General features: G+C 59.4%; 11 protein-coding genes. All 11 read right to left on the reverse strand.

Annotation, left to right across the window (positions count from 1 at the left end):
* Nucleotides 1–68: 68 nt before the first annotated feature.
* Nucleotides 69–1,733 carry a glucose-6-phosphate isomerase gene (pgi, locus tag JFT86_RS11340; RefSeq protein ID WP_201236771.1) on the reverse strand — a complete coding sequence of 555 codons (1,665 nt, stop codon included), beginning with the start codon at nt 1,731–1,733 and terminating at the stop codon, nt 69–71.
* A 229-nt stretch (nt 1,734–1,962) separates the two neighbouring features.
* Nucleotides 1,963–2,343 carry an aspartate 1-decarboxylase gene (panD, locus tag JFT86_RS11345; RefSeq protein ID WP_201236772.1) on the reverse strand — a complete coding sequence of 127 codons (381 nt, stop codon included), beginning with the start codon at nt 2,341–2,343 and terminating at the stop codon, nt 1,963–1,965.
* A gap of 209 nt (nt 2,344–2,552) precedes the next feature.
* A complete protein-coding gene (gene panC, locus JFT86_RS11350; protein WP_201236773.1) occupies nt 2,553–3,413 on the reverse strand; it encodes a pantoate--beta-alanine ligase in 861 nt (286 codons plus the stop codon).
* On the reverse strand, nt 3,410–4,210 hold the full coding sequence (gene panB / locus JFT86_RS11355; protein WP_201236774.1) for a 3-methyl-2-oxobutanoate hydroxymethyltransferase: 801 nt from the start codon (nt 4,208–4,210) through the stop codon (nt 3,410–3,412). The genes panC and panB overlap by 4 nt, the downstream gene beginning before the upstream one ends.
* A gap of 455 nt (nt 4,211–4,665) precedes the next feature.
* Nucleotides 4,666–5,151 (reverse strand): 2-amino-4-hydroxy-6-hydroxymethyldihydropteridine diphosphokinase, encoded by a 486-nt coding sequence (gene folK / locus JFT86_RS11360; protein WP_201236775.1) that lies wholly within the window; start codon nt 5,149–5,151, stop codon nt 4,666–4,668.
* Between the two features lie 3 nt (nt 5,152–5,154).
* On the reverse strand, nt 5,155–6,555 hold the full coding sequence (locus tag JFT86_RS11365; protein WP_201236776.1) for a polynucleotide adenylyltransferase PcnB: 1,401 nt from the start codon (nt 6,553–6,555) through the stop codon (nt 5,155–5,157).
* Between the two features lie 735 nt (nt 6,556–7,290).
* The gene (locus JFT86_RS11370) at nt 7,291–8,727 is read right to left on the reverse strand and encodes a sigma-54 dependent transcriptional regulator (RefSeq protein WP_201236777.1); all 1,437 of its coding nucleotides are present in this window, start codon (nt 8,725–8,727) and stop codon (nt 7,291–7,293) included.
* Nucleotides 8,728–8,749: 22 nt separating this feature from the next.
* Entirely contained in the window at nt 8,750–11,704 is a 2,955-nt protein-coding gene (locus JFT86_RS11375) for a sensor histidine kinase (protein ID WP_201236778.1), read from the reverse strand.
* Complete coding sequence (locus JFT86_RS11380) at nt 11,688–11,864, reverse strand: hypothetical protein (protein WP_003176118.1); 177 nt, start codon at nt 11,862–11,864, stop codon at nt 11,688–11,690. The genes JFT86_RS11375 and JFT86_RS11380 overlap by 17 nt, the downstream gene beginning before the upstream one ends.
* Nucleotides 11,865–11,941: 77 nt before the next feature.
* Nucleotides 11,942–12,838, reverse strand: coding sequence for a tRNA glutamyl-Q(34) synthetase GluQRS (gene gluQRS, locus JFT86_RS11385; RefSeq protein ID WP_201236779.1), 897 nt, complete (start codon nt 12,836–12,838; stop codon nt 11,942–11,944).
* A gap of 197 nt (nt 12,839–13,035) precedes the next feature.
* Nucleotides 13,036–13,479 carry an RNA polymerase-binding protein DksA gene (gene dksA / locus JFT86_RS11390; RefSeq protein ID WP_201236780.1) on the reverse strand — a complete coding sequence of 148 codons (444 nt, stop codon included), beginning with the start codon at nt 13,477–13,479 and terminating at the stop codon, nt 13,036–13,038.
* Nucleotides 13,480–13,570: the final 91 nt, after the last annotated feature.

Raw genomic sequence — 13,570 nt, forward strand, 5'->3', positions numbered from 1 at the left:
CTCCTACAAGGGATTTCATTGCCCACAGGATTTGGGTTGAGCCAAATCCTGTGGGCTGAGACATCCAATCAGCCGCGGTGACGACCGCGGAAGTAGTTGATCAGGCCCTGGGTGGACGGATCGTCAGCGGTGCTTTCATCGCTGCCGACCAGACGGTTGTAAACGCCTTTGCCCAGTTCCTTGCCTAACTCCACACCCCACTGGTCGAAGGCGTTGATGCCCCAGACCACGCTTTGTACGAACACTTTATGTTCATACATGGCCACCAATGCGCCGAGACGACGCGGGCTGATGCGCTCGACCACAATAGTGTTGCTCGGACGGTTGCCCGGGATCACCTTGTGCGGTGCGAGTTTGTGCACCTGCTCTTCGCTCATGCCTTTGTCGCGAAGCTCGGTTTCCGCTTCGGCGAGGGTCTTGCCGAGCATCAGTGCCTGGCTCTGCGACAGGCAGTTGGCGTACAGCCACTGATGGTGGTCGGACACCGGGTTGAAGCTGACGATCGGCACGATGAAGTCGGCCGGGATCAGTTGGGTGCCTTGATGCAGCAACTGGTGGTAGGCGTGCTGACCGTTGCAGCCGACGCCGCCCCAGATCACCGGCCCGGTGTCGGTCGACACCGAGGTGCCGTCCTGACGCACGCTCTTGCCGTTGGACTCCATGTCCAGCTGTTGCAAGTGCTTGGTGATGTTGCGCAGGTAGTGGTCGTACGGCAGGATCGCGTGACTTTGCGCGCCCCAGAAATTGCCGTACCAGACACCGAGCAGCGCCAGCAAAACCGGCATGTTCTGTTCGAACGGCGCGGTCTGGAAATGCTGGTCCATGGTGTAGGCACCGGACAGCAGTTCCTTGAAGTTGGACATGCCGATGGCCAGAGCGATCGGCAAACCGATGGCCGACCACAGCGAATAACGGCCGCCGACCCAGTCCCACATCGGGAAGATGTTTTCTTCGCGGATACCAAACGCAATGGCGGCCGCATTGTTGCTCGACACGGCGATGAAGTGACGATACAGCTCGGCTTCGGAACCGCCCTGAGCCAGATACCAGGCGCGTGCGGCTTGAGCGTTCTTCAGGGTTTCGAGGGTGTTGAACGATTTCGACGAAACGATGAACAGCGTGGTCTCGGCGCGCAGCTTTTGCGTCAGTTCGTGGAACTCACTGCCGTCGATGTTCGCCAGATAGTGGCAACGCACGCCTTTCTGCGCGTAGGACAGCAGTGCTTCGGACACCAGCTCAGGACCGAGGAACGAGCCACCGATGCCGATGTTGACCACGTCAGTGATCGGCTTCTCGGTGTAACCGCGCCACAGACCGTCATGGATACGGCCGACCAGATCGGTGATCTGGTTCAGTACCTTGTGCACTTCCGGCATCACGTTGACGCCGTTGACCGACAGCTTGTCGCCTACCGGGCGGCGCAGGGCGGTGTGCAGCGCCGGGCGGCCTTCGGAGGCGTTGACGATTTCGCCGTCGAACAGCGCTTTGATCGCGCCCTTCAGATCGACTTCATTGGCCAGACCCACCAGCAGATTGCGGGTTTCGGCGTTGATCAAATTCTTCGAATAATCGAGAAACAGCCCGCAGCTGCTGAGGGTGAACTGATTGAAGCGCTGCGGATCGGCGTTGAAGGCTTCGCGCATGCTGAAATCCTGCATGGCTTGGCGGTGATCTTTCAACGCTTGCCAGGCAGGCAGAGCGGTAACGTCATGAGGAGTGCGGTAGTACGCCATCGCTGCGGTTTTCCTTTTTACTTGAACGGCCTTTTGAACACTGAACAGGCCAGCACGCCATGTTTGAGCGTGGGCCAACTGCGTCGCCACGGTTTCTGGACACAGGGCGAATACAGTAAACCTCGCGCTGCGATCTGTCTTGACTTTGTCTGACCCGTTCCCTGTACTTTTTTAACATTGATACCGGGAACTGGCCGACAAACGGAAGGGGAGCAGGACGCTCGGCGGATCAGGCGACCTGAACCGGGATGGCGTTGCTGGTATGGCTCAGCTCATTGCCCGGTGACATATAGAGCATGCGCGGCTTGAAGTTGAGCAGTTCCGCCTCGCTGTAATGGGCGTAAGCACAGATGATCACCCGGTCGCCGACCTTGGCCTTGTGCGCAGCGGCACCATTGACCGAGATCATGCGCGAACCTTCTTCGCCACGGATGGCGTAAGTGGTGAAACGCTCGCCATTGTCGACGTTATAAATCTGGATCTGCTCGTACTCACGGATGCCGGACAGGTCCAGCCACTCGCCATCAATGGCGCACGAACCTTCGTAATCGAGCACCGCGTGAGTGACTTCGGCGCGGTGCAGTTTGGCCTTGAGCATGATGGCGTGCATGAGAATTTCCCGGGTTGAAATCGAACGGCGGGCAGTGTGCCCGAAGGCTTTGAGGGCGGCAATATGGCTTGAAATGCAATTTTCAGGACGCTGAAAAACACTGTAGGAGTGAGCCTGCTCGCGATAGCGGACTGTCATTCAACAATGATGTCGAAAGTCAGGCCCCATCGCGAGCAGGCTCACTCCTACAGGGGGTATTGCGGTGTTTTTTAGACAGGGCTGTCGAGATTCAGGTGCAGGTTATCGATCAACCGCGTGGTGCCCAGGAACGCGGCCACCAGAATCACCAGATCACGATCTTCAGCCACCGCCGGGCGCAAGGTCAGCGCATGGCGAATTTCCAGATAGTCCGGGCGCAGGCCCGCGGCTTCCAGCGCTTGCAACTGCGCACTGATCAACGCCGGGAAATCGCGTTGACCTTGTTTGATCGACTCGGCAATCGCGTTCAGGCTGCGGTAAACCACCGGGGCCACGGCACGTTGTTCTTCACTGAGGAAGCCATTGCGCGACGATAGCGCGAGGCCATCGGCGGCACGCACCGTCGGCTCGCCGATGATCTGGATCGGCATGTTCAGGTCATGCACCAGGGCGCGGATCACTGCCAGTTGCTGGAAGTCCTTCTGACCAAAAATCGCCAGATCCGGCTGGACCATGTTGAACAGTTTGCTGACCACCGTCGCGACACCTTCGAAGTGCCCCGGGCGACTGGCGCCACACAGACCTTCGGAGAGTTGTGGCACGCTGACCCGGGTCTGGCCGGCCATGCCGTCGGGATACATCTCTTCAACGGTCGGCGCGAACAACAGGTCGCAACCGGCTTCGAGCAGTTTTTCCTGATCCGCCGCCAGGGTGCGCGGGTATTTGTCGAGGTCTTCGCCGGCGCCGAATTGCAGCGGGTTGACGAAAATGCTCGCCACCACGAAGTCCACGCGTTGCGTGGCTTTGGTGATCAGCGCGACATGGCCGCTGTGCAGGTTGCCCATGGTCGGCACGAAGCCGATGCGCTTGCCTTCGCTACGGGCGCGGGCTACGGCGGCGCGCAGTTCGCGTACGGTTTTGACGGTGTTCATGCAGAGAATCCGTGTTCGATGCCTGGGAACGTGGTGGCTTTGACTTCGCTGACGTAAGCCTTCAACGCGGACTGAATGTTGTCCTGGCCATTCATGAAGTTCTTCACGAACTTCGGCACGCGGCCGGTGATCGACAGGCCGAGCATGTCGTGCAGCACCAGTACCTGACCGTCAGTGGCGTTACCGGCACCGATGCCGATGACCGGGATCTTCACCGCTTGGCTGATTTCAGCAGCCAGCTCACTCGGCACGCACTCAAGCAGCAGCATGGCTGCGCCTGCCTGCTCCAGCGAGATCGCGTCGGCACGCATCTGCCGTGCCTGGTTCTCGTTACGGCCTTGCACCTTATAGCCACCGAGAATATTCACTGCTTGCGGGGTCAGGCCCATGTGCGCACAGACCGGAATCCCGCGCTCGGCGAGCAGGCGGATCGACTCGGCAAGCCACAGCGCCCCTTCAACCTTGATCATGTGCGCGCCGGCCTGCATCAGCATGGCGCTGTTGGTCATGGTCTGTTCGAGGGTGGCGTTGGCCATGAACGGCAGATCAGCAAGGATCAGGGCATCGGTGTTGCCGCGTTTGACGCAGGCGGTGTGGTAGGCCATTTCTGCGGTGGTCACCGGTAGGGTGCTGTCGTGACCTTGCAGGACCATGCCGAGGGAGTCGCCCACCAGCAGCACTTCGACACCAGCCTCGTTGCAGGCGTGGGCGAAGGTCGCGTCATAGCAGGTCAGCATGGTGATCTTTTCACCTTTCTGCTTGAGGCTCTGGAGCGTGGTCAGGGTGATGGCTGGCATGTAAAAAATCCTCGTTCAGGCGCTTTGGAAACTACTGCGAGTAACGCGCGTGATTCGTCATCTATTCAGGCGCACGCTCTTTTGTCGTGCTTATAAGGCCTGGATTGCGCCCGTATGTGCCGGGTTGGCGGCAGCGGGACGCCTATAGTCGTGATGAGCCAACAGGAAGTCAATTGCGTGTGTTACCGCATTGTTACGCAGGGAGTGTTACCGGCGTTACTGATGCGATTCAGCGGTGCGGCGGGCCTGATTCGGCGATTTTTTGTCTGACAAAAACCTTGTTGGAAAAGGGCTTTTGTGGCGAGGGGATTTATCCCGATGGGGTGCGCAGCGCCCCCCTATATCTGCCAGCTCGGTACATCAGGCTGATCGCATTCAGCCTTTTTGGGGCTGCTGCGCAACCCGACGGGGATAAATCCCCTCGCCACAAAGGCTCACTCGGCAGGAGATTGCAGTCAATCAGTCGGAAGGCGTTCGAGACCGACGAACGGGCAGGCGGCGAGCAGGTCTGCGAGGGGGCGGCCATCAGCCAGACGCAGATTTTCGGGGGCCAGTTCGGCGAGGGGATAAAGGACGAAGGCACGTTCCTGAATCTGGTAATGCGGGACTTTCAGGCGTGGTTCGTCAATCAACCGATCACCGAACAGCAGAATGTCCAGGTCCAGCGTACGCGGACCCCAACGTTCCAGGCGCTCGCGACCCTGACCGTTTTCGATTGCCTGCAAGGCATCCAATAGCTCAAGTGGCGCGAGGCTGCTGTCGAGGGCCGCTACCGCGTTGGTGTAACGCGGCTGGCCCGGCAGCAACGAGTCGCTTTGATAGAAAGCGGAAACGCCGGCGAGGGTGGTCTGCGGCAATTGCCCCAGTGCGTCGAGCGCACTGCGCAATTGTTCGGCCGGGTCAGCGAGGTTGCTGCCCATGCCGATGTAGATGCGTTCCATGCCTTACTCGCCCGTAGCGCTCGGTGCACCCGCGCGTTTGCGCTTGGAACCGCTGCTGCGTCGACGCTTGCGTGGTGCGCCACTGGCGTCATCGCCCTTCCCGCTGAGGTCGCGGATCATGTCGCGACGTTCGCTGTCGTTGGCGTCCTGATAATCCGTCCACCATTCGCCCAGACCATCAGTCTGTTCGCCGGCGCTTTCACGCAACAGCAGGAAGTCGTAGCCGGCGCGGAAACGCGGATTGTCCAGCAACAGGTCGGCGCGTTTGCCGCTGCGGCGTGGCAGGCGTTCCTGCATGTCCCAGATTTCACGGATCGGCATGGTGAAGCGTTTCGGAATCGCGATGCGCTGGCACTGTTCGGCGATCAGCTCATGCGCGGCTTCCTGCATGGCCGGAATCGGCGGCATGCCACGTTCTTGCAGACGCAACACGCGGGCTGGCAGCGCAGGCCACAGCAGGGCGGCAAACAGGAACGCCGGGGTGACCGGTTTGTTCTGCTTGATGCGCAGGTCGGTGTTGGTCAGCGCTTCGCTGATCAGCGTGTGGGTGTACTCCGGGTTGTGTTCCAGTGCGTCGGCACTGGCCGGGAACAGTGGTGCGAACAGTTGCAGATCGACCAGCATCTCGAAAGTGATTGCGCCGTGTCCGGAGAGGAACAGCTTGAGCACTTCTTCGAACAGGCGTGCCGACGGGATCTCGCGCAGCATCGGCGCCAGTTCGCGGATTGGCTGCACGGTGTGCTTTTCGATGCCGAAGTTGAGCTTGGCAGCAAAACGCACGGCCCGCAGCATGCGTACCGGGTCTTCCTGATAGCGCTGCTTGGGATCGCCGATCAGGCGGATCAGGTGATTGCGGATGTCGTGTACGCCGTTGGCGTAGTCGAGAATGCGCTCGCTGACCGGATCGTAATACAGGGCGTTGATGGTGAAGTCGCGGCGTTGCGCGTCTTCTTCCAGGGTGCCGTAAACGTTGTCGCGCAGAATTCGCCCGCTCTCGTTACGCGAAGACTGGTTGCTGTCTTCGTCGTCTTCGTTTTGCGGGTGATTGGCGCGGAAGGTCGCGACTTCGATGATTTCGCGGCCGAAATGGATATGCACCAGTTTGAAGCGACGGCCGATGATTCGCGCATTGCGGAATTCGGCGCGGACTTGCTCGGGCGTGGCGCTGGTGGCGACGTCGAAATCCTTGGGCGTGATGCCCAACAGCATGTCACGCACGCAACCGCCGACCAGATAAGCCTGGTAACCGGCACCTTGCAGGCGTTCGACGATATTCACCGCATAGCGGCTGAATTGCGTTTTCTGCAGCGAGTGTTGGCCGCTGTTGAGCACTTCAGGGGTGCTACGGATGTGTTGCGTACGACGCACGGGAGTTCGGAATGACTGGAACAGCTTCTTCAGCATGGGATGCACTGTTTGAAGGAATGTTCGGCCATACCAAAGAATGACCGCATGATGGGCGCAGATTCTAGCATTTAGTCGGGGGATGGTGTAGGACACGGCAGATTTGAGCTGTAAGCCGCAAGCTGCAAGGGTCGGGCAAGGGAAAAGTCGAAGGATTTTGCCGGGCGGGAGAAACTACAAGGGGAGCCGAAGCTCCCCAAGAAGTAGTTGCGTGCTCTTTTTATTATTGATTCGGGCTTCTTGTTTTTGTTGAGTGCCCTCGTCATGAAGGTTTCGCTTCATGACCCTCCCAATCGGGAGCCAAGAGCAAACGGATTGCTTTGGTCGCTGAATTGCAGTGATCTCTCGATCCAACCAGTACAGGCTCTGTCTTAGGACAGTTTTTGTTGTTCTCGGCCTGGTCGTGGGGCAAGCCCCAAATACAACGCCTCTCCAAAAGAATCAGTTAGCTGCGCCTCTCGCCGTCTTGTTTTTATTGTGCGTGAGTCGATTCGTCTTATTTTTATTGTCTTGTGCATTGCTTGTTATTGTTCTTGTACTAAACATATAGCAGGTGCCGTGCCAACTTTTGCGAAACCCAATAAAACAAGGGGTTAGGTCGATATAACCGTTTTCGAGGGGCGAAAAAAAGCCGGGGTTTCGTTACCGATAACCCCGGCTTTTGTTACGTGACAAGACTGAGGTAACAGTTTTTTCACATCTTCAAGCGTTACCCGCACACTCGACAGGTAACGTTCAGCTCTCGCTGGCGACCCCGGTCTTGCGCCGTGGGATACCCAGACGCTGACGGCGTTCCCACAGACATTTACGGCTGACGCCCAGTTTGCGCGCCAGTTCGGTTTCGGTCATGTGGTCCTGATGTTCGAGGACGAAGTGCTGGAAGTAGTCTTCCAGTGACAAGTCTTCAGTCGGCTCGTGGCTGCTGTTGCTGGCGTTACCGGCGGTTTGCGGTGGCAGACCGATGAATTCGTCGTCTTCCAGATCGCTCAGCTCGATATCGATACCGAGCAGGTCGGCGGAGATTTCCGGGCTTTCGCTGAGAATCACCGCGCGCTCGACCGCGTTTTCCAGCTCGCGCACGTTACCCGGCCAGGAATAGTGCCGGATCGCCTGTTCGGCATCGGTAGCAAATTTCAGGTCAGTGCGGTTGATGCGTGCGCTCTGGCGAGCGAGGAAGGCGTTGGCGATTTCGTTGACGTCGGCACCGCGCTCGCGCAGGGCCGGCAGTTTCAACGCGATCACGTGCAGACGGTAATAAAGGTCTTCACGGAACTGGCCGATTTTCGCCAGGCTCTTGAGGTCCCGGTGAGTGGCCGCGATCAGGCGCACATCAACCTTTTGCGACTGCACCGAACCGACACGGCGAATCTCACCTTCCTGCAATACGCGCAGCAGACGGGCCTGGGCTTCGAGCGGCAGTTCGCCGATTTCATCAAGGAACAGCGTGCCACCGTCCGCCGCTTCGACCAGGCCGGCGCGACCGGCGCTGGCGCCGGTGAATGCACCTTTCTCGTGACCGAACAGTTCGGACTCGATCAGGCTTTCCGGAATGGCCGCGCAGTTCACCGAAATCATCGGTGCCTTGGCGCGTTTCGACAGGTTGTGCAGGGCACGGGCCACCAGTTCTTTACCGGTGCCGGACTCACCCTGGATCAATACATTGGAATCGGTTGGCGCGACTTTGCGGATCTTGCTGTAAAGATCCTGCATCGGCGGGCACGAACCGATGATGCCGATCTCACCGTTGCTGTTGTCGACGGCAGATTTACTGCTGCCATTGGCCGATTTGCTGGTTACCACTTCACCGGCAGCCGGTGCCGATTGACGGTCGCGCAGGATTCGCGCGACAGCCTGAAGCATTTCGTCATGGTCGAAAGGCTTGGCGATGTAATCCACCGCGCCCATTTTCATGGAATCGACCGCCGACCGCAGGCTGGCGTAGCTGGTCATGATCAGCACCGGCGTGCCCTGGCCGAGCTTGATCAGCTCGGTGCCCGGCGCGCCTGGCAAGCGCAGATCGCTGACGATCAGATCGAACGTAGGAATGGTGAAGCGTTCTTGTGCTTCCTGCACTGAACCGGCTTCGCTGACCTGGTACTGATTGCGTTCCAGCAGGCGGCGCAAGGCGGAGCGGATAATTGTTTCGTCTTCGACGATCAAAATGTGCGGCATTGATTCGATACTCTCGACGGTCTCAGTTCACAGCGGACGTCGCTTCGACATGACGCGGTAAGGTCACCCGGATACGGGTGCCGCGTTGGCTTTGTACATCAGCCGGGCTGTCGATGGTGATTTGTCCATAATGCTCTTCAACGATGGAATAGACCAGTGCAAGGCCCAGACCGGTGCCTTCGCCAGGATCCTTGGTGGTGAAGAAAGGTTCGAACAATCTATCCATGATGTTCTTCGGAATACCGCTGCCTTCGTCCTCGACGATCAGATCGACCGTGTGTTCGCCGGCTTCACTCTTGACCCGCACTGCACTGCCGGCAGGCGAGGCATCGCGGGCGTTGGAGAGCAGATTGATCAGTACCTGGGCGAGCCGCTGCGGATCGCCTTCGACCCAGTGATCCGGATCACAGAGGTTGTAGAACTGTACTTCGAAATTGCGCCGGTTCAAGGCCAGCAGGCCGATTGCATCCTGCGCGACTTCTGCCAGACAAACGGGCTCGTCGCTGTGCTGATGGCTGCCGGCATGGGCAAAACTCATCAGCGACTGCACGATGCGTGACACGCGTTTGGTCTGTTCAAGAATCTGTCCGCTGATCTCGGTCAGCTCGCCGTCGTCTTCGCGTTCTTCGCGCAGGTTCTGCGCCAGACAAGCGATACCGGTGATCGGGTTGCCGATTTCGTGGGCCACGCCGGCCGCGAGACGACCGATGCTGGCCAGGCGCTCGGAATGCACCAGTTTGTCTTCGAGCATCTGCGTTTCGGTCAGATCCTCTACCAGCAGCACCAGACCGCTGTTGCCCGGCGCCAACGGTTCATCAATCGCTGCTTTGTGCAGGTTCAGCCAGCGAGTCTGACCGTCGAGGGCCAGATGCTGTTTGTGCAAGTGTTCGTCAGGCAGATTGATGAAGCCCTGCAGCAACTCTTTCCACGGATTGCCGATGGTGCTCAGGCGCGAACCGACAACCCGTTGTGCGGCGATCCCGGTCAACTCTTCCATGGCCTTGTTCCACATCAGGATCTCTTGATCCTTGGCCAGCGAGCAGACGCCCATCGGCAGTTCCTGCAGGGTCTGGCGGTGGTAGCGGCGCAAGGCATCGAGTTCGGCGGCCAGACCGGTGAGGCGTGAGTGGTAATCCTCGAGACGGCTTTCGATGAAGTGAATGTCTTCGGTGACGTAGTTTTCGCCACCGGCCTTGTAGGGCAGGAAGGTTTCGACCATGTCCTGCGCCACACTCGGGCCCATCAGGCCGGAAAGGTTGGCTTCGATCCGGTCGCGCAGACGGCGCAAGGCGTAAGGGCGACGCTCGTCAAACGGCAGATAAAGGTCACGCAGCGCCTGCTCGACTTCTTTCTGCGCAGCCTTGGCGCCCAGCGGTTTGGCCAACTGCGTGGCGAACTCCTGTGGCGAGGCGGCGTGCAGCTCGCGGCGTTGTGGGCGACGGACGTTATCCACAGCGCAGGCTTCGGCGGCGGAAGCCTCTTCAGGGCTGGCGTTGGTGAACAGCGAGATCAGGGTGAACATCAAGACGTTGGCCGCCAGCGACGCGATGGCCGCCATGTGCCAGCTGGTGTCATCCAGCACATAAATCATGTTCAGCAGCGGTATGTAGAAGCCCTGCAGATTGCCGACCAGCGGCAACAGCATGGTAATGACCCACACCAGGATCCCCGCCAGCAGACCGGCAATGAAACCGCGACGGTTGGCGGTCGGCCAGTACAGCACCGACAACACACCCGGCAGGAATTGCAACGTGGCGACGAAGGCCACGATGCCGAGGTTGGCCAGGTCCTGCCCGGCGCCGAGCATCAGGTAGAAGCCGAAGCCGGCCATGATGATCGCGACGATCAGCGCGCGGCGTGTCCACTTCAGCCAGCGGTAGATGTTGCCCTCGGCGGGTGGCTGATAAAGGGGCAACACCAGATGGTTTAGCGCCATGCCCGACAGCGCCAGGGTGGTGACGATGATCAGCCCGCTGGCCGCTGACAGCCCACCCACATAGGCCAGCAAGGCCAGCGGCTTGCTGTTGGCGGCAATGCCGATGCCGAGAGTGAAATATTCCGGGTCGGTGGTGGCGCCGAGCTTGAGTCCGGCCCAGAGGATCAGCGGCACCGCCAGGCTCATCAGCAGCAGGAACAACGGCAAGCCCCAACTCGCACTGACCAATGAACGCGGGTTGAGGTTCTCGGTGAACGTCATGTGATACATGTGCGGCATCACGATCGCCGAGGCGAAGAACACCAGTAGCAGCGTGCGCCATGGGCCTTCCTGCAACGGCGTGTGCAGTGCGGCGAGAGCAGTCTGATTTTGTAACAGCCACAGCTCAAGCTGTTGCGGGCCGTCGAACACACCGTACAACGCATAGAGACCGACGCCGCCGAGAGCGATCAGTTTGATCACCGACTCGAAGGCAATCGCGAACACCAGACCTTCGTGCTTCTCGCGGGTGGCGATATGCCGGGAGCCGAAGAAGATCGTGAACAGAATGATCAGCGCACAGAACGCCAGCGCCACGCGGCTCTGAATCGGCTCGCCGGTGAGAATGCCGATCGAGTCGGCCACCGCTTGAATCTGCAGCGCCAGCAGCGGCAAGACGCCGATCAGCATGAAAATTGTGGTCAGCGCGCCGGCCCAGGTGCTGCGAAAGCGAAAGGCAAACAGATCCGCCAGCGACGACAGTTGATAAGTGCGGGTGATTTTCAGGATCGGATAGAGCAACACCGGCGCCAGCAGAAACGCGCCGGACACCCCGAGGTAGCTCGACAGAAAGCCGTAGCCGTACTGATAAGCCAGGCCGACCGTGCCGTAGAACGCCCACGCACTGGCGTAAACCCCCAGCGACAAGGTGTATGTCAGTGGGTGGCGAATGATCGCCCGCGGGATCATGCCCCGTTCGCTGATCCAGGCAACGCCGAACAGCACCGCCAGGTACGCGGCGCTGATCAGGATCATCTGGGTCAGGCTAAAGCTCATCGGCATCTTTTTGGCTCTGCAGGATGAAGGTCACGACAATCAGGATCAGCCAGAGCAGATAGGGGCGATACCAGGCGCCCGTAGCGTCGATCCACCAATCCATGATGGCGGGGGAAAACAGGTAGATCCCCACGACTAAAAGCAGGACCAAGCGATAGATGTACATCCCGGCCTCTCTTTTTTATGCGCGTGCCCGAAAACGTGCGGCGATGGTAACGGATGGCGGCGCGACTGCAAGTCTCGTCATGACAGTTGCGCTTCGGGCAGGGTCAGTGTGCGCGGGATCTTGCTTGCATCCCAGTGGATGCTGCCCCAGTTGAGCAGCTCCTGTGGCGAGGCATGCAGCAGTTCCGGGCCAGGGTTTTGCCCCAATGCACGCAGGGCACGCAGCAGCAACGGCGTGGCTTGATCCGCTTCGAGCGGCGGTGAACGGTAGGATTTGCCGAGCTTGTTGCCATCCGGTTGCGTGATCAGTGGCAGGTGCAGATAGCGTGGCTGACGCAGGCCCAAGAGTTCTTGCAGGTAGAGCTGACGTGGCGTCGAGTCGAGCAGATCGGCACCGCGCACGATATCGGTGATGCCTTGCCAGGCATCGTCGAGGACCACGGCCAATTGATAAGCGTAGAGGCCGTCGCGGCGACGGATAACGAAATCGCCGACCTCGCGGCCCAGATGCTGACGGTATTCGCCCTGCACGCGGTCGATGAAGTGGTACTCCAGCTCCGGCACACGCAGGCGGATGGCGGCGTCTTGCTGGTCATGCCCGGCGTTACGGCACAGTCCCGGATAAATGCCGTGATACGGCTCGAGTTGCTTGCGCGAACAGGTGCAGGCGTAAGCGAGACCGTGATTGAACAGGCTGTTGAGGACGTCGGCGTAGGCAGCGTGCCGATCACTCTGACGCACCATCTCGCCATCCCATTCGAAGCCGTAGCTTTCCAGCGCCTTGAGAATCGCTGCCTGAGCACCGGGTTCTTCACGCGGCGGATCGAGGTCTTCCATGCGCACCAGCCAACGACCGCCCACCGAACGGGCATCGAGGTAAGAGGCGAGGGCGGCGACCAGCGAGCCGAAGTGCAGGTGGCCACTGGGGGTCGGGGCGAAACGACCGATGTAAGCGGGGGAGGTTTTGGCAGTCATGGCAGCAATATAACTTTTCAGGATTCGCGCACATTACCTTTGTGGGAGCGAGCCTGCTCGCGAAAGCGGTGTGTCAGGCAACATTGAATTGTCTGAAAGGACGCTTTCGCGAGCAGGCTCACTCCTACAAAAGCGAAGGCAAAAGGCAGAAACAAAAACGGAGCGTTCGCACGCTCCGTTTTTCGTTCAGGTCGAGATTACTTGCCGACCTGCTTTTCCTTGATTTCCGCCAGTGTCTTGCAGTCGACGCACATGTCGGCTGTAGGGCGTGCTTCGAGGCGTTTTACGCCAATCTCGACGCCGCAGGACTCGCACCAGCCGTACTCTTCGTCTTCGATCAGTTGCAGTGTCTTGTCGATTTTCTTGATCAGCTTGCGTTCGCGGTCGCGGGCGCGCAGCTCGAGGGCGAATTCTTCTTCCTGGCTGGCACGGTCGGCCGGGTCCGGGAAATTTGCCGCTTCGTCCTTCATGTGGTCAACGGTGCGGTCGACTTCCTGCATCAACTCCTGTTTCCACTTGTTCAGGACCTTGGTGAAGTGCGCACGCATCGGGGCGCCCATGTACTCCTCACCTTTCGCCGGAACATAAGGTTCGAAACCGCTGATCGTCTGATTCTGCTGTTGCTTTGCTTGGGTGGGCATGAAATGGACCGCCTCTACTCTTGTAATCCATTGCGCAGGATTGCTCCATCACCGACACCTGCCGGCCCTGCGGCTGCAAGCGGGCGAACTT

This window comes from Pseudomonas sp. TH06 (assembly GCF_016651305.1).
In the GTDB taxonomy this organism is placed as follows: domain Bacteria; phylum Pseudomonadota; class Gammaproteobacteria; order Pseudomonadales; family Pseudomonadaceae; genus Aquipseudomonas.

Bases quoted from the DNA above. Each gene is read 5' to 3' on its own strand.
- JFT86_RS11380 (WP_003176118.1), bottom strand. From the start codon at position 11,864: ATGTACATCTATCGCTTGGTCCTGCTTTTAGTCGTGGGGATCTACCTG.
- panB (WP_201236774.1), bottom strand. From the start codon at position 4,210: ATGCCAGCCATCACCCTGACCACGCTCCAGAGCCTCAAGCAGAAAGGT.
- folK (WP_201236775.1), bottom strand. From the start codon at position 5,151: ATGGAACGCATCTACATCGGCATGGGCAGCAACCTCGCTGACCCGGCC.
- dksA (WP_201236780.1), bottom strand. From the start codon at position 13,479: ATGCCCACCCAAGCAAAGCAACAGCAGAATCAGACGATCAGCGGTTTC.
- panD (WP_201236772.1), bottom strand. From the start codon at position 2,343: ATGCACGCCATCATGCTCAAGGCCAAACTGCACCGCGCCGAAGTCACT.
- panC (WP_201236773.1), bottom strand. From the start codon at position 3,413: ATGAACACCGTCAAAACCGTACGCGAACTGCGCGCCGCCGTAGCCCGC.
- pgi (WP_201236771.1), bottom strand. From the start codon at position 1,733: ATGGCGTACTACCGCACTCCTCATGACGTTACCGCTCTGCCTGCCTGG.
- JFT86_RS11370 (WP_201236777.1), bottom strand. From the start codon at position 8,727: ATGCCGCACATTTTGATCGTCGAAGACGAAACAATTATCCGCTCCGCC.
- gluQRS (WP_201236779.1), bottom strand. From the start codon at position 12,838: ATGACTGCCAAAACCTCCCCCGCTTACATCGGTCGTTTCGCCCCGACC.
- JFT86_RS11365 (WP_201236776.1), bottom strand. From the start codon at position 6,555: ATGCTGAAGAAGCTGTTCCAGTCATTCCGAACTCCCGTGCGTCGTACG.
- JFT86_RS11375 (WP_201236778.1), bottom strand. From the start codon at position 11,704: ATGCCGATGAGCTTTAGCCTGACCCAGATGATCCTGATCAGCGCCGCG.